Origin of the sequence: Actinomadura craniellae, assembly GCF_003289645.1 — a bacterium.
Classification (GTDB): Bacteria; Actinomycetota; Actinomycetes; order Streptosporangiales; family Streptosporangiaceae; genus Actinomadura_D; species Actinomadura_D craniellae.
This window is the reverse complement of sequence record NZ_QLYX01000006.1, coordinates 158,343-179,390: the sequence shown is the minus strand read 5'-3', so window position 1 is coordinate 179,390 and position 21,048 is coordinate 158,343. Positions and strand designations below refer to the sequence as shown.

Annotated in this window: 20 protein-coding genes and 1 tRNA gene; 4 read left to right on the top strand and 17 right to left on the bottom strand. The window is 71.7% G+C overall.

Features of this window, described 5'->3' with window-relative positions:
* Window positions 1-182: 182 nt before the first annotated feature.
* The 8 genes from cysD to DPM19_RS15165 all read right to left on the bottom strand — a co-directional run bounded on the left by cysD (window position 183) and on the right by DPM19_RS15165 (window position 7,872).
* On the bottom strand, window positions 183-1,097 hold the full coding sequence (cysD, locus tag DPM19_RS15200) for a sulfate adenylyltransferase subunit CysD (RefSeq protein WP_111867917.1): 915 nt from the start codon (window positions 1,095-1,097) through the stop codon (window positions 183-185).
* Between the two features lie 25 nt (window positions 1,098-1,122).
* Window positions 1,123-1,920, bottom strand: a complete 798-nt coding sequence (locus tag DPM19_RS15195; RefSeq protein ID WP_111867914.1) for an inositol monophosphatase family protein — start codon at window positions 1,918-1,920, stop codon at window positions 1,123-1,125.
* A 72-nt stretch (window positions 1,921-1,992) separates the two neighbouring features.
* Window positions 1,993-3,438 carry a sugar transferase gene (locus tag DPM19_RS15190; RefSeq protein ID WP_233510169.1) on the bottom strand — a complete coding sequence of 482 codons (1,446 nt, stop codon included), beginning with the start codon at window positions 3,436-3,438 and terminating at the stop codon, window positions 1,993-1,995.
* A 226-nt stretch (window positions 3,439-3,664) separates the two neighbouring features.
* Entirely contained in the window at window positions 3,665-4,240 is a 576-nt protein-coding gene (gene pth / locus DPM19_RS15185) for an aminoacyl-tRNA hydrolase (protein ID WP_111867909.1), read from the bottom strand.
* Between the two features lie 72 nt (window positions 4,241-4,312).
* Window positions 4,313-4,921 (bottom strand): 50S ribosomal protein L25/general stress protein Ctc, encoded by a 609-nt coding sequence (locus DPM19_RS15180; protein ID WP_111867907.1) that lies wholly within the window; start codon window positions 4,919-4,921, stop codon window positions 4,313-4,315.
* A 213-nt stretch (window positions 4,922-5,134) separates the two neighbouring features.
* Window positions 5,135-6,112, bottom strand: a complete 978-nt coding sequence (locus tag DPM19_RS15175; protein WP_111867905.1) for a ribose-phosphate diphosphokinase — start codon at window positions 6,110-6,112, stop codon at window positions 5,135-5,137.
* 16 nt (window positions 6,113-6,128) lie between these two features.
* A complete protein-coding gene (gene glmU / locus DPM19_RS15170) occupies window positions 6,129-7,577 on the bottom strand; it encodes a bifunctional UDP-N-acetylglucosamine diphosphorylase/glucosamine-1-phosphate N-acetyltransferase GlmU (protein WP_111867902.1) in 1,449 nt (482 codons plus the stop codon).
* A gap of 219 nt (window positions 7,578-7,796) precedes the next feature.
* Window positions 7,797-7,872 (bottom strand) — tRNA-Gln (locus tag DPM19_RS15165).
* Window positions 7,873-8,214: 342 nt separating this feature from the next.
* Here DPM19_RS15165 and DPM19_RS15160 point away from each other — a divergent pair.
* The 3 genes from DPM19_RS15160 (at window position 8,215) to DPM19_RS15150 (ending at window position 10,338) form a co-directional block, all read left to right on the top strand.
* The gene (locus tag DPM19_RS15160) at window positions 8,215-9,162 is read left to right on the top strand and encodes an acyl-CoA desaturase (protein ID WP_111867899.1); all 948 of its coding nucleotides are present in this window, start codon (window positions 8,215-8,217) and stop codon (window positions 9,160-9,162) included.
* 52 nt (window positions 9,163-9,214) lie between these two features.
* A complete protein-coding gene (locus DPM19_RS15155) occupies window positions 9,215-9,928 on the top strand; it encodes a TetR/AcrR family transcriptional regulator (protein ID WP_111867897.1) in 714 nt (237 codons plus the stop codon).
* Window positions 9,929-10,050: 122 nt separating this feature from the next.
* Window positions 10,051-10,338 (top strand): UBP-type zinc finger domain-containing protein, encoded by a 288-nt coding sequence (locus tag DPM19_RS15150; protein WP_111867894.1) that lies wholly within the window; start codon window positions 10,051-10,053, stop codon window positions 10,336-10,338.
* 166 nt (window positions 10,339-10,504) lie between these two features.
* On the opposite strand, the gene DPM19_RS15145 is transcribed toward DPM19_RS15150, so the two are convergent.
* The 8 genes from DPM19_RS15145 to DPM19_RS15110 form a co-directional block, all read right to left on the bottom strand.
* Window positions 10,505-11,284 (bottom strand): trans-aconitate 2-methyltransferase, encoded by a 780-nt coding sequence (locus tag DPM19_RS15145; RefSeq protein WP_111867891.1) that lies wholly within the window; start codon window positions 11,282-11,284, stop codon window positions 10,505-10,507.
* Window positions 11,285-11,351: 67 nt separating this feature from the next.
* A complete protein-coding gene (locus tag DPM19_RS15140) occupies window positions 11,352-13,289 on the bottom strand; it encodes an acetoacetate--CoA ligase (RefSeq protein ID WP_111867888.1) in 1,938 nt (645 codons plus the stop codon).
* Window positions 13,290-13,298: 9 nt separating this feature from the next.
* Window positions 13,299-14,042: an HAD family hydrolase gene (locus tag DPM19_RS15135; protein ID WP_111867885.1), complete on the bottom strand. Its 744-nt coding sequence runs from the start codon at window positions 14,040-14,042 to the stop codon at window positions 13,299-13,301.
* 101 nt (window positions 14,043-14,143) lie between these two features.
* Window positions 14,144-15,778: an L-glutamate gamma-semialdehyde dehydrogenase gene (gene pruA, locus DPM19_RS15130; RefSeq protein ID WP_111867883.1), complete on the bottom strand. Its 1,635-nt coding sequence runs from the start codon at window positions 15,776-15,778 to the stop codon at window positions 14,144-14,146.
* Window positions 15,779-15,841: 63 nt separating this feature from the next.
* Window positions 15,842-16,330, bottom strand: coding sequence for a DUF6912 family protein (locus DPM19_RS15125; RefSeq protein WP_111867880.1), 489 nt, complete (start codon window positions 16,328-16,330; stop codon window positions 15,842-15,844).
* A gap of 13 nt (window positions 16,331-16,343) precedes the next feature.
* Window positions 16,344-16,988 carry an HAD family hydrolase gene (locus tag DPM19_RS15120; protein WP_233510168.1) on the bottom strand — a complete coding sequence of 215 codons (645 nt, stop codon included), beginning with the start codon at window positions 16,986-16,988 and terminating at the stop codon, window positions 16,344-16,346.
* Between the two features lie 157 nt (window positions 16,989-17,145).
* The gene (murQ, locus tag DPM19_RS15115) at window positions 17,146-18,063 is read right to left on the bottom strand and encodes an N-acetylmuramic acid 6-phosphate etherase (RefSeq protein ID WP_111867877.1); all 918 of its coding nucleotides are present in this window, start codon (window positions 18,061-18,063) and stop codon (window positions 17,146-17,148) included.
* Window positions 18,060-19,004: a MurR/RpiR family transcriptional regulator gene (locus DPM19_RS15110; protein WP_111867875.1), complete on the bottom strand. Its 945-nt coding sequence runs from the start codon at window positions 19,002-19,004 to the stop codon at window positions 18,060-18,062. The genes murQ and DPM19_RS15110 overlap by 4 nt, the downstream gene beginning before the upstream one ends.
* 37 nt (window positions 19,005-19,041) lie before the next feature.
* Here DPM19_RS15110 and DPM19_RS15105 point away from each other — a divergent pair, with 37 nt between their 5' ends.
* Entirely contained in the window at window positions 19,042-20,088 is a 1,047-nt protein-coding gene (locus DPM19_RS15105; RefSeq protein ID WP_325050244.1) for an N-acetylglucosamine kinase, read from the top strand.
* Between the two features lie 394 nt (window positions 20,089-20,482).
* Here DPM19_RS15105 and DPM19_RS15100 read toward each other — a convergent pair whose 3' ends face one another.
* A complete protein-coding gene (locus DPM19_RS15100) occupies window positions 20,483-20,989 on the bottom strand; it encodes a hypothetical protein (RefSeq protein WP_111867870.1) in 507 nt (168 codons plus the stop codon).
* Window positions 20,990-21,048: the final 59 nt, after the last annotated feature.

The window sequence follows — 21,048 nt, the reverse complement described above, 5'->3', positions numbered from 1 at the left end:
CCCCCGTCGTGGCCTCGCCGGCGCGGCACCTTGGTCTCCGCGGCGCTGGCCACCGCATCAGAAGTACCCTTCCTTCTTGCGGTCTTCCATCGCGGCCTCGCTGGCGCGGTCGTCGGCGCGGGTCTGGCCGCGCTCGGTGCTGCGAGCACAGTGCTTTGATCTCCGAAACTCCGGCCACCGCATCAGAAGTACCCCTCCTTCTTGCGGTCTTCCATCGCGGCCTCGCTGGCGCGGTCGTCGGCGCGGGTCTGGCCGCGCTCGGTGATCCGGGTCGCCTTGATCTCCTCGATCACCGCGTCGAGGGTGGCCGCCGTGGACTTGACCGCTCCGGTGCAGCTCGCGTCGCCGACGGTGCGGTAGCGCACGGTCGCCTCGAAGGCCGGCTCGTCGTCGCCCCGGTTGGCGTACGGGCTGTCGGCCAGCAGCATGCCGTCGCGCTCGAACACCCGGCGGGTGTGCGCGAAGTAGATCGGCGGGATCTCCAGTTCCTCGCGCTGGATGTAGTCCCAGATGTCCAGCTCGGTCCAGTTGGACAGCGGGAACACCCGGACGTGCTCGCCGAGCCGGATCTTGGTGTTGTAGAGGTTCCACAGCTCGGGCCGCTGGTTCTTGGGGTCCCACTGGCCGAAGTCGTCGCGGAAGGAGACCACCCGCTCCTTGGCCCGCGCCTTCTCCTCGTCGCGCCGGGCCCCGCCGAACGCCGCGGTGAACCCGTGCTCCTCGATCGCGTCCAGCAGCGTGGTGGTCTGCAGCCGGTTGCGGCTGGCCCGCCGCCCGGTCTCCTCCACCACCCGGCCCTGGTCGATCGAGTCCTGGACGGACGCCACGACCAGCCGCACGCCGAGTTCCGCCACCCGCCGGTCGCGGTACTCGATCACCTCGTCGAAGTTGTGGCCGGTGTCGACGTGCATGACCGGGAATGGGATGGGCGCCGGCCAGAACGCCTTCTCGGCGAGGCGGAGCATGACGATGCTGTCCTTGCCGCCCGAGAAGAGCAGCACCGGCCGCTCGAACTCGGCCGCCACCTCACGGATGATGTGGATGGACTCGGCCTCGAGGACGTCGAGCTGGGACAGCAGGTAGTCACTGCGCTGCATGATCGGGCTTTCTGTGCGCGCTTGGTCAGCCGTCGAGGCCGACATGGCGGATTCCGGCGAGCAACATTGATGCCGGCTCAGGGGTACAGACGAGGATATCCGGCAGCCAGGGGTCTTCGCGGTTGTACTCGGGGGCGGACCCGTCGATGCGGGACACGTGCGCGCCGGCGGCCAGCGCCACCGCGACCGGGGCGGCCGAATCCCACTCGTACTGGCCGCCCGCGTGCACGTAGGCGTCGACCTCGCCCAGCAGCACCGCGGAGATCTTGCCGCCGGCCGAGCCGATGGGCACCAGCTCGACCTCGGTGTCGAGGTGGTCGGCGAGCCGCTGGACGAACGCCGGTGGCCGAGACCGGCTCACCGCGATCCGCAGCCTGCCGGGGGCCGGCTCGCCCACGGCCAGCGGGGCGTCCCCGACCCGGGCCCCGCCGGGGACGGTGTGCAGCGTGCGGCCTTGGGCGGGCAGGGCGACCGCGCCGGCGGCCAGCGCGCCCTTCTCCCAGAGCGCGACGTGCACGGCCCAGTCGGTGCGGCCCTCCTCGCCGTACTCGCGGGTGCCGTCGAGCGGGTCGACGATCCACACCCGGTCGGCGGCCAGCCGGGCCGGGTCGTCCTTGCCCTCCTCGGAGAGCACCGCGTCGCCGGGGCGGTGCCGGGCCAGCGCGGCGGTCAGGTGGTCGTGCGAGCTGCGGTCACCGGCGTCCTTGAGGGCGCGTCCGTCGGTGAAACCGCGCTCCGCGCGCAGGGCCAGCAGCAGCCGCCCGGCCTCCTCGGCCAGTTCGGCGGCGAGCGCGTGGTCGTCCGGCCCAGGGTGCTGCGGCATCGTTCGGATTCTCCCCATGGTTGACAGGCATGTTCATTCTTGCGCACCGGGCCGCCCCGGCGAGGACCGGTCTCAGTACGCGCCCGAACCCCGGAACACCGCCGACCAGGTCTTCCACATGATCTGGAGGTCCAGGGTGAGGGACCAGTTCTCCACATAGCGCAGATCGAGCCGCACGGATTCCTCCCAGGACAGGTCGGATCGGCCGCTCACCTGCCACAGCCCGGTCATGCCCGGCTGGACGACGAGGCGGCGCCGCACGTCGTGGGCGTACTGGGCCACCTCTTCGGGCAGCGGCGGGCGCGGCCCGACCAGCGACATCTCGCCCCGCAGCACGTTGATCAGCTGCGGCAGCTCGTCGAGGGAGCGGCGGCGCAGCCAGCCGCCGACCCGGGTGATCCGAGGGTCCTTCTTGATCTTGAACAGTACTTCGCCGTCGTGCTCGTTGCTGGCCAGCAGCTCGGCCTTGCGCGCTTCGGCGTCGACCACCATGGTGCGGAACTTGAAGAGCGTGAACTCGGTGCCGCCGCGGCCCACCCGGGTCTGCCGGAAGAAGGCCGGCCCGGAGCTGGTCAGCCTGATCGCCAGCGTGATCATCAGGATCACCGGGGAGAAGATCGTCAGCAGGGCCAGCGCGCCCAGCCGGTCGAACAGGGTCTTCAGCAGCCGGCGGCCACCGCTCAGCTCGGGGTGCTCCAGGTGCAGCAGCGAGAGCCCGGAGACCGGCCGGATCGAGATGCGCGGGCCGGCCACGTCCATCAGCGCGGGCGCCACCAGCAGCTCGACGCTGTCCCGCTCCAGCTGCCAGGCCAGCCGGCGCAGCGCGACACCGTCCATCTCGGGACAGGCCAGGACGGCGACCGAGTCGGCCTGGAGGGCGTGGACGACCTCGGCCACCCGGGAGAAGTCGCCCAGCACCCGGGCCCCCTCCACCTTGCCGACCGCGTCGTCGCCGGTGAACAGGGCGGGCGGCAGGCAGACCCCCACCACCTCCATCCCGTGGTACCGCTTCTCGCGCAGCAGCCGGACCAGGTCGGCGGTGGCCGACCGGTGGCCGACCGCGACCACCCGGCGCATGCACTCGCCCTTCCAGCGCCGGCGGTGCAGCCACTTGCGCAGCTGGTAGCGCGTCAGCAGGTTGAGGGCGGTGGCGAACGGCAGGGCCATGATCACGTAGCCCCGGGCCACGTCGGTCTTGGTGGCGTACGCCACGATCGCCACGGCGGCGGTCAGCACGAAGCCCGCCTGCAGGACCGTGCGGAACTCCTCGGAGCCGACGCCGATCAGCCGCGGCTCGTAGGCCCGGCGCAGCGCCAGGGTGACGATCCACAGCACCGGCAGGGCCGCCGTGAAGGAGATGTAGGGCCAGTTCGAGGTGCCGGAGGAGGTCTGGAAGCGCAGCACGTAGGCGAGCAGGCCGCCCAGCAGCATGCTCAGAAAGTCCAGCCCCACAGCCCAGCGCAGATACCAGCCGGTCCACGACGCTCCCTGACTGCGCCGTTGGACGACCTCAGGCATGGGTACGGTCTGCATGCTGTCAACAACAGCCATTGGCCCTCACAACCCCTACGCCCCACCCGAACCACACTCCAGACGCATGCAAGACGCCTGAAGTCCCCCATAGGTTCACGTGCTTGTTAAAAGCGACCCCAACAGGGCGAATCCTAGGGTTACCAGAGTCACTGCCGGTAGAGGACCGAGACGAGAGGAAAATCTATCGACCGATAGCGGACATCGCGTAACGTCACCGAGCGTGATGGACGTTCTGCGCCGCGGCCAGCCCCGTTGACAGAACGTCCTCCACGGCGTCCCCGGCCTGGTCGACGAACAGTTCGAGTTCCTTGCGCTCCGCCGGGGAGAAGTCGCGAAGCACGAATGCGGCCGGATCCATCCGGCCGGGCGGGCGGCCCACTCCGAACCGCACGCGAAGGTAGTTCTTGTCGCCCAGCGACCGGGTGATGGAACGCAGACCATTGTGGCCATTGTCGCCACCGCCCTGCTTCAGCCGGATCGCACCGTAGGGAATGTCGAGCTCGTCGTGGACCACGATCGTCCGTTCGGCGGGCACCTTGTAGAACCCGCGCAGCCCGGCCACCGGACCGCCCGACTCGTTCATGTACGTCCGCGGCTTGGCCAGCACCACCCGGTGCCCCGCCAGCCGCCCCTCGACCACCTCGGCCCGGGAGCGATGGGCCTTGAACCTGCCGCCGGCCCGGGCGGCCAGCGCGTCGAGCACCATGAACCCGGCGTTGTGCCGGTTCCCCGCATAGGCGGGCCCCGGGTTGCCCAGGCCCACCACCAGCCACGCGTCCGTGTCCACCGGCCACCGCCTCTCTGGATATGCCGCGGCCCCCGTACGGGCGGTGTACGGGGGCCGGACGAAGGTCGTTCCCTACTCGGTGGCCTCGGCGGCCGGCTCCTCGGCCGCGGCCTCCTCGGCTTCGGCGGCCGGCTCCGTGCTCACCGTCGCGTCGAGGATCTGGAGCACCAGCGCCTCCTCGTCCGCGACCAGCGTGGCACCGCGCGGCAGCTTGAGGCCACCGGCCTGCACCGAGTCGCCGATCGCCAGGCCGGTGATGTCGACCTCGACGGCCTGCGGCAGGTGCGTGGCCTCGGCCTCGACCGCGATCTGGATCAGCTGCTGCTCCAGCCGGCCGCCCGCCGCGACATCGCCGGTCACCTGGACCGGGACCTCAACGGTGACCTTCTCGCCGCGCTTGACCAGCAGCAGGTCGACGTGCTCCAGGAAACCCTTGATCGGGTCGCGCTGCACGTCCTTGGGCAGGGCCAGCTCGGCACCGTCGGACAGCCCCTCGACCCGGAGCAGGACGTTGGGCGTCTTGAGCGCGAGCATGAGGTCATGGCCGGGCAGCGAGATGTGCTGCGGGTCGGTGCCGTGACCGTAGAGGACGGCGGGCACCTTGCCGGCCCGGCGGGTGCGCCGGGCGGCACCCTTACCGAACTCGGTGCGCGGCTCGGCGGCAATGCGTACCTCGGACACGGCGGAAACTCCTCGTCGTTGCACAGGATGGTGCTCAGGTGATACTCGATGCGCCGGGCGCCTCGAAGATCGTCAGCGCTCTCCGGCGGCGTGCGGACCCCGGGGTCGGGGCCGCACAGCACAGCACGGTGCGCACGCGGTCTCCAGAGTTTAGCCGATGAGCGCGTGCCGCTACGCCACCAGGGGGCGATTCACACCCCGATCAGGCCCCGATCAGGACTGCCCGCCGAACAGGCTCGTCACCGAGCCGTCACTGAAGACCTCGCTGATCGCTCGCCCGATCAGCGGGGCGATGGAGAGGACCGTCAGCTTGTCGAACTGCTTGTCCTCGGCGATCGGCAGCGTGTTGGTGAGGATCACCTCGGAGATCCGGGAGTTCTTCAACCGGTCCACCGCGGGCCCCGACAGCACGCCGTGGGTGGCGGTGGCCACGACCTTCGTGGCGCCCTGCTCGAACAGCGCGTCGGCGGCCTTCACGATCGTGCCACCGGTGTCGATCATGTCGTCGACGATGACGCAGGTCCGGCCCGCGACGTCACCGACGACCTCGAACATCTTGACCTCGTTGGCCACCTCGGGGTCGCGCCGCTTGTGGATGATCGCCAGCGGGCAGCCCAGCCGGTCGGTCCACCGCTCGGCCACCCGGACCCGGCCGGCGTCCGGGGCGACCACGGTCACCTGCGAGGTGTCGAGCCGCTGCTCGACGTGGTCGGCCAGCAGGTCCAGCGCGAACAGGTGGTCGACCGGCCCGTCGAAGAAACCCTGGATCTGCGCGGTGTGCAGGTCGACGGTGATCAGCCGGTCGGCGCCCGCGGTCTTGAACAGGTCGGCGACCAGCCGGGCGGAGATCGGCTCCCGGCCGCGGTGCTTCTTGTCCTGGCGGGCGTAGCCGAAGAACGGCGCCACCACGGTGATGCGCTGTGCGGACGCGCGCTTGAGCGCATCGCACATGATCAGCTGCTCCATGATCCACTGATTGATCGGAGCGGTGTGGCTCTGGATCACGAACGCATCGGAACCGCGCACCGACTCCAGGAACCGCACGAACGTCTCACCGTTCGCGAAGTCGTAGGCCGCGGTGGGTACGAGTTCCGTCCCGATGTTCTTCGCGATCTCCTTCGCCAGGTCGGGGTGTGCCCGGCCGGCGAAGAGCATCAGTTTCTTCTGACCGCTCGTGATGATCCCACTCACCTCTGACAACTCCCCCTCAACGGAACTGTTCACTCTCCGAGCCCTCCCTGGCCCGGCGAGCGGCCTCCGCCGCGGGCGTACCCGCGCGGCTGCGTTCGACCCACCCCTCGACATTGCGCTGCCGACCCCGGGCGACCGCCATCGCGCCCGGCGGCACGTCCTTGACGATCACCGACCCGGCCGCCGTGTAGGCGCCGTCGCCGATGGTGACCGGTGCGACGATCATGCTGTCGCTGCCGACCTTGACGTGATCGCCGACCACGCTGCGGTGCTTCTGGACGCCGTCGTAATTGACGAAGACGCAGGACGCTCCGATGTTGGAGCCCTCGCCGATCTCGGCGTCGCCGACATAGGTGAGATGAGGAACCTTGGAGCCCTCACCCACCACGGCGTTCTTCATCTCGACGTAGGCGCCGGCCTTGGCCTTGCGGGCCAGCCGGGTGCCGGGGCGCAGGTAGGCGTACGGGCCCACCGTCGCCTCCGGGCCGATCTCGGCCTCGACGCACACGGTGTTGGCGACGACCGCGTCGGCGCCCACCAGCGTGTCGGTCAGCGTGCTGTGCGGGCCCACCTCGGCGCCTTCGGCCAGGTGCGTGCGGCCGTGCAGCTGGGTGCCCGGGTGGATCACGACGTCGGGCTCGGCGGTGACCTCGACGTCGATCCAGGTGCTGAGCGGATCGACGATCGTCACCCCGGCGCGCATGTGCGCCTCCAGGATCCGGTCGTTGAGCTGGCGGCGGGCCTGGGCGAGCTGGACCCGGTCGTTGACGCCCTGGGTCTCCACCCAGTCGGCCGCCTTGAACGCGCCGGCCCGGTGGCCGTCGCCGCGCAGGATCGCGACCACGTCGGTGAGGTACTCCTCGCCGCCGGCGTTGTCGGTGGTCACCCGCTTGAGCGCACCGGCCAGCAGCGCGCCGTCGAAGACGTACATGCCGACGTTGATCTCGGTGATCGCGCGCTGTTCGGGCGTGGCGTCCTTGTGCTCGACGATCGCGGCGGCGCTGCCGTCCGCGCCCCGGACCAGCCGGCCGTAGCCGGTGGGGTCGGGGATGTCGGTGGTGAGGACCGTGACGGCGTTGCCCTCGGTCTCGTGCGTGCGGACCAGCTCGGCGAGCGTCTCGCCGCGCAGCAGCGGGTGGTCGCCGTTGGTGACCACGACCGTGCCGGTCAGCGCGCCGACCTGGTCGAGGACCGTGCGGACGGCGTGGCCGGTACCGCCCTGCCGCTCCTGGACGACGGGTTCGGCGGCCGGAACGTGCTCGGCGAGATGGGCGGCGACCTGTTCGCGGCGATGGCCGACCACGACGATCAGGCGTCCGGGGTCGAGCTCGCGGGCGGCGGCCAGCACGTGGCCGAGCATGCTCCGCCCGCACAGCTCGTGCAGGACTTTGGAGGTACGGGACTTCATGCGGGTGCCCTCACCCGCGGCAAGGACGATGACGGCAGCCGGGCTGCTCGCGCTCACAGGGAGGCTCCTCGGCATTGCGGACGGGGAACGGTTCGGATGCAGTTCAGGACGCAGGACGCCGGCAGCCCGCCCAACAAGGTCATGACCTGCGAAGACGTCTTCGGCGGCAGGCCGTCACTCACCCGACCACCGAAGGATACCGCCCGTTGGCCGCGCACGACTCCGGCGCCCTGTCACGAGGTCCCCGACACGACCGCACGAGGGGTGACTCAGGTGTGGCTCCGCCGCCAGGACTCGAACCTGGAATCTTCTGGACCAAAACCAGCTGCGTTTCCAATTACGCCACGGCGGATCGCGCGCGCCGGGCCCTCACCCGGCAAGCAAGGCCAACGATACCGACCCGCGCGCCGGGACGACACTTCGATTAGTGCCTCGCACCCCGGTCAGGCGGGCGCGCGGCGCTTCTCGGGGGCCGGTGGCATGGGATCTCCTGGGGGAACGTTCGGAGCTTTTCCTCGGGGGTACCGGAAACTCGGCGAGCCCGGCAGGCGTTGTGCGGGTTCACCCCTTTTGTCTGGATATCGGACGCGGCCCGGCGGGTTCTTCCCGAATTCACCGGGGCGACTCTGTCCAACTTACGGAACCGTAGGTTACGGTGGCGTAAGTATCACCTACTGCTGAGAGGGGGGCATCGGTGCCTTCTGCCCCTGTCCTCGAATCCACGCCCCGTGTTCCGGCACGGCCCGACGTCCAAGTCGATCGCTCCAGCCGGGCCAAACGCCTTCTGGTGGCGCTGTTCACCGGGGCTCCGATCCTGGCCCTGCTCGCGGCGCTCCCGCTGGCCTGGGGCTGGGCGCTGACCTGGGTCGACATCGCCATCGCCGCGGTGTTCTACACCGTCTCCGGCCTGGGCATCACGGTGGGCTACCACCGGTACTTCACCCACGGCTCGTTCAAGGCCCGGCGCCCGCTGCGAATCGCGCTGGCGGTGGCCGGTTCGCTGGCCATCGAGGGACCGGTGATCAACTGGGTGGCCGACCACCGACGGCACCACAAGTACTCCGACAAGGAGGGCGACCCGCACTCCCCGTGGCGGTTCGGCGACGACTGGAAGGCACTGGCCAAGGGCCTGGTCTGGGCGCACTACGGCTGGCTGTTCGACCGTGCGCGCACCAACCGGCAGAAGTTCGCCCCCGACCTGCTCGCCGACCGGGACATCGTCCGGCTGCACCGGGCGTTCCCGGCGCTGGTGGCCGTCTCGTTCCTGCTGCCCGCCCTGCTCGGCGGGCTGATCACCATGTCCTGGACGGGTGCGCTGACCGCGCTGTTCTGGGCGTCGTTCGTCCGGATCGGCCTGCTCCAGCACGTGACCTGGTCGATCAACTCGATCTGCCACACGTTCGGTACCGAGGACTTCTCGGTGCGCGACAGGTCCCGGAACGTCTGGTGGCTGGCGATCCCGTCCTTCGGTGAGTCCTGGCACAACCTGCACCACGCCGACCCGACCTCCGCCCGGCACGGCGTGCTGAAGGGACAGATCGACAGCAGCGCCCGGCTGATCTGGATCTTCGAGCGGCTGGGCTGGGCGAGCGACGTGCGCTGGCCCGACGCCGAGCGGTTGGCCACGAAACGTCGTGGTTGAGCGCCATTATTAGGGTGTGACAGAACCCGCTCCCCGGTCCCGCAGAAAGCGGATGACCGGCAAGGAACGCCGAGAGCAACTGCTGGGCGTCGGCCGCACCCTGTTCGCCGAACGCGGCTTCGACGGCACCTCCGTCGAGACGATCGCCGAGGCGGCCGGTGTCTCCAAGCCCGTGGTGTACGAGCACTTCGGCGGCAAGGAGGGGCTGTACGCGGTCGTCGTCGACCGCGAGTTCGAGCGGCTGCTCGAACTGGTCAGCGAGGCGCTGACCGGCGGCAGCCACTACCGGCAGAAGCTGGAGCGGGCCGCGCTGGGCCTGCTCCAGTACATCGAGGAGAACAGCGACGGCTTCCGCATCCTGGTACGCGACTCGCATGGCGGCACCGGGACGGGCAGCTTCGCCAGCCTGCTGAGCGAGATCGCCAGCAGGGTCGAGCACGTGCTGGGCGAGGAGTTGCGCCGGCACGACTACGACGACCGGAGCGCGCCGATGTACGCGCAGATGCTGGTCGGCATGGTGGCGCTGACGGGCCAGTGGTGGCTGGACGCCCGCCGCCCGCAGCGCGAGGAGGTCGCGGCGCACCTGGTCAACCTGGCCTGGAACGGTCTGTCCGGGCTGGAGCAGCGCCCCACGCTCGACCCCAGGCGCCGCCGCAAGGAACTGCTGCGGCTCAAGCGGCAGCGCGAGAAGGCGGCGGCCCGCGAGGAGAAGGCCGCCGGGAAGACCCGCCGCAACCAGCCGGACGACGTCCCGGCCGAGCCCTGACCCGCCCGGGAACAAACGGCGTCCCGATCCCGTTTTCCGCCCGGCACGACCCCGCACAGCGGGTCACCGGAGCGGCCCGTTCCCGCGGCCCCGGCCGCCCGCTCCTCCTGGAGGACCGTCCCATGACGCCCTGCGCCCATCTGGCCTACCTGCCCGGCCCGGTCCCGGCGGCGACGTCGGACGGCTGCGCCGAATGCCTGTCCGCCGGCACCCGCTGGGTGCATCTGCGCCGGTGCCTGACCTGCGGGCAGGTCGGCTGCTGTGACTCCTCGCCGCGGCGGCACGCCACCGCGCACCACGAGGCCACCGGCCACCCGCTGGTGGAGTCGGCGGAGCCCGGCGAGGACTGGGCCTGGTGCTACCCGGACGAACTGCTGATCCAGCCCTACCCCGGCGGCATCGCCCGGTGAGGTCCGACCCCTGGCGGCCGTCCGGAGTTCGTCCGGACGGCCGCGTTCAGGGGTCGCCGGCCCGCGGGGTGGTGGGGCCGGGGTTTCGAGCGGGTGCCGCCCGCCGCCCGGAGGGCGCACCGCAGGGGAACGTGAGGCCTCTCCCGGCGGCGGGCGGCGCCCGTGTCTAGGGGGATCTGCCGGCCACCACGAAGATCCGGCGGAACGGGAAGACCGTGCCGTGCGGGGCCGGCGGGTACGCCTCGCGCAGCAGCCCGGCGTACTCGGCGAGGAAGTCTCCGGCCGCGGCCTCGTCCAGGGCGGCGAGCACGGGGCGCAACGCGGTGCCCTTGACCCATTCGAGTACCGGGTCGGGGCCGGGCAGCACCTGGGCGTAGGTGGTCTCCCAGGCGTCGACCCGGGCGCCCAGCGGCGCCAGCAGGTCCAGGTAGCCGGCCGGGTCGAGGACCGGCCGCCGGGCGACCGTGCCGGCCAGCCGGTCGCGCCAGCGGGGCGCCTCGGTCAGCTCGCGCAGCAGGGCGTGGCTCGGGGCGGCGTGGTTGCCGGGCACCTGGAAGGCGAGCACTCCACCCGGGGCGAGCGCGCCGAACCAGCGGGGCAGCATCCCGGCGTGGCCGGGCACCCAGTGCAGCGCGGCGTTCGACACGATCACGTCGACAGGCTCGTCAGGGTGCCAGCCGGCGATGTCGCCGACGGTGAAGTCCAGCCCCGGCTCGGGCCTCGCCCGGGCGATCATCTCGGCCGAGGAGTCGAGGCCGGTCACCGCGGCACCGGGCCAGCGCCCGGCCAGGGTGGCGGTGAGACCGCCGTCCCCGCAGCCCAGGTCCACGACGGTGCGCGGGGGGCGGGCGGGCGTCACCCGCGCCAGCAGTTCGGCGAACGGACGGCCGCGCTCGTCCTCGAACACCGCGTACTGGACGGGGTCCCACACCGCATGTCTCGACATCGAGAGATATCCTCACCCGAGTTTATCTCGATGTCAAGTTTCTTGATCGCGACACACTATCGGCGGCTCACTCCAGCGGCCGGTACGCCGACAGGACCTCCGGGTTGGCCAGCGAGTCGGGGTTGGCCGCCTCCGCCACCGGCGTGCCGAGCAGGATCTTCCGGACCGGGATCTCCAGCTTCTTGCCCGACAGCGTGCGGGGCACGCCCGGCACCCCGACGATCTCGTCGGGGACGTGCCGCGGCGACAGGGAAGAACGCAGCGCGCTCCGCAGCCGGCCCAGCAGGTCGTCGTCCAGTTCGGCGCCGGGGGCGAGCTGGACGTACAGCAGCAGCCGCCCCTCGCTGCCCAGCCGGCCGGTGTCGATGACCAGGCTGTCGAGGATCTCGTCGAACGCCTCGACCACCCGGTAGAAGTCCGCGGTGCCCATCCGGACGCCGCCCCGGTTCAGCGTCGAGTCCGAACGGCCGTAGATCACGCAACCGCCGTCCGGCAGGACCTTGATCCAGTCGCCGTGCCGCCAGATCCCCGGATAGACCGAGAAGTAGGAGTCCTGGTAGCGCTCGTCCCCCGGGTCGTTCCAGAAGAAGACCGGCATCGACGGCATCGGCCGGGTCAGCACCAGCTCACCGACCTCGCCGACCAGCGGCCGCCCCTCCTCGTCGAAGGCCGCCACGGCCGCGCCCAGGCCGGCGCACTGGATCACTCCGGCGCGCAGCGGCAGCAGCACCGACGGGCCCACGAAACCGGTGCACACGTCCGTCCCACCGGACAGCGACCCCAGCAGCAGGTCCGCGCCGACCGCCTCGTACACCCAGGCGAACCCCTCGGGCGGCAGCGGCGACCCGGTCGCCCCGACGCCGCGCAGCCGCGACAGGTCGTGGTCGGCGCCGGGCGTCAGCCCGGCTTTACCGGAGGCCAGGATGTAGGGCACGCCGACACCCAGGTAGGTCGTCCCGGTCTCGGCGGCCACCCGCCAGACCGTGTCGCCGGTCGGCGCGCCGTCGTACAGCACCACCGTGGCGCCCAGCAACAGCCCGCCGACGAGGTAGTTCCACATCATCCAGCCGGTGGTGGTGAACCAGAAGAACACGTCACCCGGGCCGATGTCCTGGTGGAACGACAGCGCCTTGAGATGCTCCAGCACGATCCCGCCGTGGCTGTGCACGATCGGCTTGGGCAGCCCGGTGGTGCCCGAGGAGTACACGATCCACAGCGGGTGGTCGAACGGCACCGCCGCGAACTCCGGGTCGGGGTCGTCGCCCTCGGTCGCCAGGAACTCCTCGTACCCCAGCCCGCCGGGCACCGCCTTCGGGTCGCCGGCCACCACCACCGTGGCCCGCAGCGAGGGCAGCGCCGCAACGATGTCGCCCAGCTCGGCGGCGCGGGAGAAGACCCGCCCGTTGTAGACGTAGGACTCCACCGCGACCAGCACGACCGGTTCGATCTGGGAGAACCGGTCGATCACGCTCGGCGCCCCGAAGTCGGGCGAGCAGCACGACCAGATGGCCCCCAGCGAGGCCGTGGCCAGGAGGAACACCAGCGCGTCGGGGGTGTTGGGCAGGTACGCCGCCACCCGGTCGCCGCGCCGCACGCCCTGCCGGTGCAGCGCCCGCCGGACCCGCCGCACCTCGGCGGCCAGCTCCCCGTAGGTCAGCCGCCGCTCCGCGCCGGACTCGGCGCGCCCGATCACGGCGAGCCGGTCGGCGTGCTCGGGGCGCAGCGCGTTCCCGGCGTAGTTCAGCGTGGCCCCGGGGAACCAGCGCACCCCGGGCATCTCGGTGCCGGTGCGCACCGGGCCGGTGCCGCGCTCGCCCCGCACGTCGAAGAACGGCCACAACGAGTCCCAGAACGCGTCGGTCTCGGTGACCGACCAGCGCCACAGCTCGTCGTACGTCCCGGCCTCGACTCCCCGCTCCGCCAGCCACCGCAGGTAGCGAGTGAGCTGGGCACGCTCGACGACTTCCGCGGACGGTTCCCAGAGGAGGGTGCCTTCTTTGATCACCCGGTCAGCCTACGACCGGCCGGTCAAGTACTCCACAGCCCGTACCACCGTTGCGGTGTCTCCCAAGGTGGGCAGCACCACGTCCGCTCCGGCGTCCCGCAGCTCCGTCTCGGTCGCGCTGCCGGTGGCCACCGCGACGATCGGGCAGCGCGCGATCTGGGCCGCCCGCACGTCCGCGGCCGAGTCGGCGATGTAGATCGTGGCGATCACCCGGTCGCCGCGCAGCCAGGCCGCCGACTCGTCGAACGGAACGCCGTACTTCTGGCTCGCCCGGGTCCGGGCCAGCTCGATCAGGGTGCCCTTGGGGTAGACCTCCGAGCCGTACCCGCCGACCTCCAGGTCGAGGTACCTGCCCAGCCCCAGCTCGGTGGCCTTGACCGCCGCGTTGTCGCGGATGGATCCGGTCAGCACGGTCTGCACGACGTTCCCCAGCCGGCCCACCGCGGCCAGCGCCTCCTTGGCGCCGGGCAGCACCCGCCCGTGCGCCCGGACGTCGCCCCGGCGCCCCTCGAACGCCCGGGCGAGTTCGGCCATGAACATCGGCAGGTGATCATCGGTCGTCTCGACGTCGTTGAACGCCAGCGTCTCGAAGATGATCTCGGATTCGGTGCGTCCCGCGGTGGGCGCCAGGCGGACCAGCGGACGCCCCGTGACCCGCTGGAACGCCTCGGCGTAGGCCTCGCGCGTAACACGCCCGACATCGACCAGGGTGTGGTCGAGATTCCACAGCACCAACCGGTGCATCGTCGTCATTCAGTTCCTTTCCGGGGCAGGCGTGCTAATCGTCGGGCCTGCTGCCCGGTCCCCGCAAGCAACCTTCCGACATACACGGCAATCGTGATCGACTGGTGTGGTCAGGACCCCATATGCGGATACCGGTGGTCCGTCGGCGGGACGAACGTCTCCTTGATGCTCCGCGCGTTCACCCAGCGGATCAGGTTGAAGATGGAGCCCGCCTTGTCGTTGGTGCCGCTGGCGCGGGCCCCGCCGAACGGCTGCTGCCCGACCACCGCCCCGGTGGGCTTGTCGTTGATGTAGAAGTTGCCCGCCGCGAACCGCAGCTCGTCGGCGGCCGCGGCGATCGCGGTCTGGTCCCGGGCGATGATCGAACCGGTCAGGCCGTACGGCGCCGCGCGCTCCATCTGGCGCAGCATGGTGTTGTAGGCGCCGTCCTCGTAGACGTGGACGCCGAGGATCGGCCCGAAGTACTCGGTGGTGAACAGCTCGTCCTCGGGGTCGTCGGCCTCCACCACGGTGGGCCGGACGAAGTACCCCTCGGAGTCGTCGGCGCCGCCCCCGGCCAGCACGCGCAGCCCACCGGCGGACGTGACCCGGTCCAGCGCGGCACGGTGCTTGGCGAAGGCCCGCTCGTCGATCACCGCGCCCATGAACAGCGAGAGGTCCTCGGCGACGTCTCCCACGGTCAGCGACTCGACGGTGTCCCGGAAGTCGTCGCGCATCCGGGTCCACAGCGAACGCGGCACGTACGCCCGGGAGGCGGCCGAGCACTTCTGGCCCTGGTACTCGAAGGCCCCCCTGACCAGCGCGGTGCGCAGCACGTCCGGGTCGGCGCTGGGGTGCGCCACCACGAAGTCCTTGCCGCCGGTCTCGCCGACCAGCCGGGGGTAGGCGCGATAGCCGGCGATGTTCTCCCCGACCGACCGCCACAGGTGCTGGAACGTGGCGGTGGAGCCGGTGAAGTGGATCCCGGCCAGGTCCGGATGGGGCAGCGCCGTCCGGGACAGCGCCCGCCCGTCGCCGGTGACCATGTTGATCACACCGGGCGGCAGGCCCGCCGCCTCCAGCAGCCGCATCAGGAAGTGCGCGGAGAACTGCTGGGTCGGCGACGGCTTCCAGATCACCGTGTTGCCCATCAGGGCGGGCGCGGTCGGCAGGTTGCCGGCGATCGAGGTGAAGTTGAACGGCGTGATCGCCAGGACGAAGCCCTCCAGCGGGCGGTACTCCATCCGGTTCCAGCCGCCGGGCGCCGAGTCCGGCTGGACCGTCATCAGCTGCCGGGCGTAGTGCGGGTTGAACCGCCAGAAGTCGATCAGCTCGCAGGCCGCGTCGATCTCCGCCTGGTATGGGGACTTCGACTGGCCGAGGACGGTCGCGGCGTTGAGCGTGGCCCGCCAGGGCCCCGCCAGCAGTTCGGCCGCCCGGAGGAAGACCGCGGCCCGGTCGTCGAAGGACAGCGCGCGCCAGGCCGGCGCCGCCGCCCGGGCCGCGTCGATCGCCGCCCGCACGTCGTCGTCGGTGGCGTCGCCGAGCCGGCCCAGCACCCGCTGGTGGCGGTGCGGCTGGACCACGTCGATCGGCTCGCCCCCGCCCAGCCGCTGCTCGCCCCCGATCGTCATGGTCAGCTCGATCGGGGCGGCGTCGCCGAGTTCCTTGATCCGGGCCTCCAGCGCGGTACGCTCCGCGCTGCCCGGGGCGTACCCCTTGACCGGCTCGTTCGCCGGTGCAGGCACGTTCGTCACGGCGTCCATTTCGCTCCCTGAAAAAGATTCTCTGTACTGGTTCGGGACGTACCCGAGCATTACGGCGATGACTCAGCCGAGGTGCGGCAGCTCCTGGGTGGCGTACCACATCAGCTCGTGCCCCTCGGCGCCGTCGACGGTGAATCGGGCGTCGTCGTCACCGGCGTCGGCGGCGGGCAGCGCCTCGGCCGCCGCGCGCACGTCATCGGCCGCGTCCTCGTCGTCCACATGCCCGGCGACGATCTTTCCGGCGGGCACCGGCTCGGCCACCCCGACCCGGGCCGGATCGGGCCCGGGCTCGCCGCGCCCCGAGACCGTTCCCTCGGGGACCTCCGCCACCAGCACCACCCGGCGCGGCGGCGCCGCGGGATCGGCGGCCAGCAGCCGGAGCGAGGCCCGTGCCGCGGCGGTCAGCGCGGCGTACTCCAGCTCCTCCAGGTCGCCGTCCGCGTACCACTCGCGCAAGGCGGGGGTGACGGCGTACGCGGTGCCCGGCTCGACCGATCCCGTGGCGAGCGCCCGGGCGAGCGCGGGCAGCGTCGACGGTAGATAAACGCGCATGTAGTGCAGTGTCTCAGGAGGTCAGCGGCAGCCCGAGCATGTCCTCCAGCCGGGCGACGGTGACGGCCGGATCGGTGTGGTGCAGGCCCACGATGCCGAGCGCCTCGGCCGCCCGGATGTTGTGCTCGATGTCGTCGATGAAGACGCACTCGGCGGGTTCCAGCCCGAGCAGCCCGACGGTGTGCCGGAAGATCCGCTCATCGGGCTTGCGCAGCCCGACCTCGCCGGAGATCACCACGGCGTCGAAGAGCTCGGCGAACAGCTCGCGGGGGTACTCGTTGCCCCAGGAGTTCGACAGCAGCGCGGTCGGCACCCCCGCACGGCGGGCGGCCCGCAGCGCGTCGTACATCTCCTCGACCGGCTGGAACGCCTGGAACATGCGGCTCAGCAGCCCGGTGCAGTCGACCTCGCCGCCGTCCACGGTGCACAGCTCCGCGGCCAGCAGCCGCTCGAACTCCGCCGGGGCCAGCGTGCCGTCCTCCAGGCCGTGGATGGGGTTGGCCCCGGAACCGTCGTAGGCCTGCTCCACCCAGCTCTGCATCAGGGTCCGGTACACCGCCCAGTCGATCTGCTCGGCGGTCACCCATGCCAAGATCGCTTCCTTGAGCGGCGAGGTGAGCACCCCGCCCCAGTCCGTGATAACCGCTTTCACCGCCACGGGGGGAATCGTACGCGATGTCCTTACAGGTCCCTTCCGGTGCCCGGGGGGCGGGTGCGCGGCGGCACCCCGCCCGCCCGGCGAAAATCGGAATCACCGGAACACACCAATTAGGCACTGTCCGCTATTGCGGCGGGTTGACCCTGCGTGCTTCCCGTCAGGCGCCCTCCGCCCGTTCGGCCGTGCCGTTGAGCCGGCGCAGGGCGTCGCGGACGCCCCCGTGCGCGGCGCGCAGGGTCGCCGCGGCCTCCGCGGCCGGCACCCCGCCGAGCAGCGAGACCAGCGCCACCCGGGTGTCACCGCCCGCCTCGGCCAGTGCCGCCTCGCAGGTGCGCGCGTCCAGCCCGGTCGCCTCGATCAGGATGCGCACCAGCCTGGTGCGCAGCTTGGCGTTGAGGGCGTCGACGCTGACCATCAGGTTGGAATAGGTGCGTCCCAGCCGGATCATCAGCGTGGTGGAGAACGAGTTCAGCACCAGCTTGGTGGCGGTGCCCGCCTTCATCCGGGTCGATCCACTGATCACCTCGGGGCCGGTGGCCAGGCCGATGTGCACATCGACCTCCGCACCGAACTTGGCCCGCGGATTGCAGCTCATCAGGGCGGTGTGCGCGCCGGCCCGGGCCGCCGTGCGCAGCGCACCCACCACGTACGGGGTGCGCCCGCTGGCCGCGATGCCGATCGCCACGTCGCCGCGGTGCACGTCCGCCGCGTCACGCGCGCCCAGTTCGGTGCTGTCCTCGACGCCCTCGACGGCCCGGGACAGCGCGCTCGGCCCGCCCGCGTGATGGGCCACGACACAGCCCTCCAGGCCGAACGTGGGCGGTAGCTCGGCGGCGTCGAGCACCGCCAGCCGGCCGGACGTGCCGGCCCCGAAATAGTGCACCCGGCCGCCGCCGCGCAGCGAGTCGACGGCCAAATCGACCACCTGCGCGATCTGCGGGAGTACCGCGGCCACCGCGCGGGCGACCGTGGCGTCCTCGTCGTTGATCAGCCGCAGCACCTCCAGGGTGGGCAGCGTGTCCACGTCATAGGTCCGGGGGTTACGCGCCTCGGTGGGCAGATCGCAGTTGATCACCGACGCCTCCGGTCGGGTCGCACGGTCCGGCCACGGACCGCCTCGTAGGTGGCCTCCAGCGCCTCCCTGGTCGCCTTGAAGGTCTGCTGCGCGACCCCCACGAACACACAGTCGATCACCGTGAGCTGGGCCAGCCGGCTGGCGGTGGCCCCGGACCGGAAGGTGGTCTCCCGGGCCGCGGTGGTCAGGATCAGGTCGGCGACCTCGGCGATGGGCGACTTGGGGAAGTTGGTCAGCGCCACCGTGACCGCCCCGTGCTGCCGGGCCACGGCCAGGGCGTCGATCGTCTCCACCGTCGCCCCGGTGTGCGAGATGCCCAGCGCGACGTCGCCTTCCCCGAGCACGGCGGCGCTGGTCAGCATGATGTGAGCGTCGGACCAGGCCGCGCAGACCCGGCCGATGCGGTGCAGCTTCTGCTGGAAGTCCAGCGCCACGAACGCGCTGGCGCCGACACCGTAGACATCGACCCTGGAGGCGCCCACCACCGCGTCGATCACCTGCTGCAGGACGTCGAGATCGAGCTGGTCGGCGGTCTCCTCCACCGCCCTGGCGTCGGCGTAGGTGACCTTCTCGACGATCTGGTCGAGCGGGTCGTCGGGGCTGATGTCGCTGCCGATCACCCGGCCGCCGGCGGCGCTCTGCGCCCGGCCGGCCTCGGTCGCGAGGGTCAGCCGCAGTTCCGGATAGCCGGTGAAGCCGATCGCCCGGCAGAACCTGATGACCGTGGTCTCCGAGGTGCCGCAGGCGTGGGCCAGTTCGGTGATGGTGGAGTTGGCGACCCCCTCGGGGTCGTCGATGACGCGTTGCGCGACTCGTCGTTCGGCTGGTGGCAACGAGGGGAGCAGTGAACGCACGCGCACGACGGTGCTCAGCGGTGCCGAGTCCCTCGATGCGGTGGTGTCCCCCGTGCCGCCTTTTTCCTGTCCGGCGGGTTTCCTCATGGAAGAAATTTTCTTACGTCCTAGATGTCTCGTCAACGTGGTAAAGGTCTACGGTCACCATGTGTTGACCCATTTGGCCGGTCCTTACGTGATCGGAATCGACGCGGGTGGCACAAAAACCCGCTGCACTGTGCTGACTTTGGGGGGCGCCGTCGCCGGTTCCGGCACCGGCCCCGGCGCCAACCCGAACTCGGGAGGCGACACCTCAGGTGCGCTGACCATGGCCCTACGGTCCGCGATTGGCGATCTGGACCGTTCCCTGATCCTCAACGGCGTCTTCGGCATCGCCGGGGCCGGCTCCGCGGGACGCCCCGCGGCGGTCGCGGCGGCCCGGCAGGCCTGGCACGCGGTCGGCCTGCGCGGCTCGCCCGCGGTGGTCACCGACATCGCGGTGGCCTTCGCGGCGGGCAGCCAGGAGCCCGCGGGCATCGTGGTGTTCTCCGGCACCGGCGCCGGCGCCGCGGTGATCCGCGACGGCGTCATCGTCCAGCGGGCGGACGGCTACGGCCCGCTCGTCGGCGACGAGGGGTCCGCCGTCTGGCTCGGCAAGGAGGCGGTGCGGGCGACCCTCGCGGCCGTCGACGGCCGCGGCGAGCCGACCCTGCTGACCGAGTCGGTCCCCCGGGCCCTGCTCGGCCCCGCCACCCCCCGGGTACCGCTGCCCCGGCGGGTGCCCGCCCTCGTCGGCGCCGCCGGGAACGACCCCGGCGAGCCCCCGCCACCGGCCATCCCGGTGGCTCAGGCGATCATCAAGGAAGTGCACGGCCGCCCCCTCGCGGATCTCGGCAAACTCGGACCGGTGGTCTGCGCCGCGGCGACCGCCGGCGACCCGGTGGCCCGGCGAATCACCGACGAGGCGGCCCACTCGCTGCTGCGCTCGGTCGACGCCGTCCGGCCCGCCCTCGACGGCCGGCCCGCGCCGGTCGTCACGGCCGGGTCGGTACTGGGCTCCGGGCCGGTGGCCGACGCCGTCCGGGCCGGGCTGTGCGAGCGGTTCGGCGCCCCGCCCCGCCCCGCGGGCGACGGCGCGATCGGCGCCGCGGGAATCGCGCTGCGCCGGCTCGGCCTGGTGTCGCCCCGCTGAACCGGTGACCCGGACCGCCTGGCCGCGGGCCCCCTCCCGCGCCCGGTCACGAGCACCGCCGCTCACCGACCGGCCCGCACCACCGCGCGGCGCCCATCCGGCCGCCAGTTCCGGCCGCACGCCGCGGTACGGTCACCTGATCGCCACAGGTGCCCTGTTCGCCGAACGTTCTCCCCATGCTGCCCACCTGCATGTACACAGCCCCTACCAGGCATAACGAACACTTCGGATTCCGCGTTCCCCAAGCCCTCGACGCCCATCCCGGCTCAGGCGGCGCCGATGCCGGCCACGCCTCACTCCCTCGGCTCAGGCTGTGCTCGCCACCGCCCTCACCTCACTCACTCACTACGCGGACCGCTCGTCCCTCACGGCCCACTCCGCTCGCTCCCTCGGCTCAGGCGGTGATGATCCACTGGCTGCCGGTGCGGCGGAGGACGTAGCGGTCGGCCAGGAGACCGCCGGGCCGGGCCGGTTCGCCGCGCCAGCCCAGCTCCGCGAAGGAGACGGTGTAGCCGGCGGGCTCCGGGCCGATCGTCGCGGTCGGGACGGAGACGGTGCGCAGCGCGGCCAGGTCCGCGGCGGAGAGCTCCCGGCGGGCCGCGGCCAGCCCTGTCCGGCAGCCACCCGGCGCGCCGAACGCCGACTCCTCGAACTCGGGGCCGATCAGGACGCAGATCCGCGGATCACCGGTCGCGATCCCGCGCAGGTAGCGCATCAGCGCCAGCCGGGCCGGATAGCTCGGCCCCGCCGGAGCGGGGGTGGCGGCGACCAGCGGGGCGTCGGGCTCCGGGGTGAGCGGCGGCAACCCGGCCTCGCCGGCGCCAAGCGTGCAGCCGGCCAGGCACAGAGCCACGACGGGAGCGACGGCGAGCCCGACCGGCCACCGGATGAGGCGATGCACAGGACCTCCTCGGGGATGAAGGCGTGTGCGGCGGCCCGGCCGTCGCGAGCCGATCTTCC

Coding starts and splice junctions, on each gene's coding strand:
- cysD (WP_111867917.1), bottom strand. CDS start 1,097: ATGCAGCGCAGTGACTACCTGCTGTCCCAGCTCGACGTCCTCGAGGCC.
- DPM19_RS15195 (WP_111867914.1), bottom strand. CDS start 1,920: ATGCCGCAGCACCCTGGGCCGGACGACCACGCGCTCGCCGCCGAACTG.
- DPM19_RS15190 (WP_233510169.1), bottom strand. CDS start 3,438: ATGCCTGAGGTCGTCCAACGGCGCAGTCAGGGAGCGTCGTGGACCGGC.
- DPM19_RS15155 (WP_111867897.1), top strand. CDS start 9,215: ATGACCGGCAAGGAACGCCGAGAGCAACTGCTGGGCGTCGGCCGCACC.
- DPM19_RS15150 (WP_111867894.1), top strand. CDS start 10,051: ATGACGCCCTGCGCCCATCTGGCCTACCTGCCCGGCCCGGTCCCGGCG.
- DPM19_RS15145 (WP_111867891.1), bottom strand. CDS start 11,284: ATGTCGAGACATGCGGTGTGGGACCCCGTCCAGTACGCGGTGTTCGAG.
- DPM19_RS15135 (WP_111867885.1), bottom strand. CDS start 14,042: ATGACGACGATGCACCGGTTGGTGCTGTGGAATCTCGACCACACCCTG.
- pruA (WP_111867883.1), bottom strand. CDS start 15,778: ATGGACGCCGTGACGAACGTGCCTGCACCGGCGAACGAGCCGGTCAAG.
- DPM19_RS15125 (WP_111867880.1), bottom strand. CDS start 16,330: ATGCGCGTTTATCTACCGTCGACGCTGCCCGCGCTCGCCCGGGCGCTC.
- DPM19_RS15110 (WP_111867875.1), bottom strand. CDS start 19,004: ATGAGGAAACCCGCCGGACAGGAAAAAGGCGGCACGGGGGACACCACC.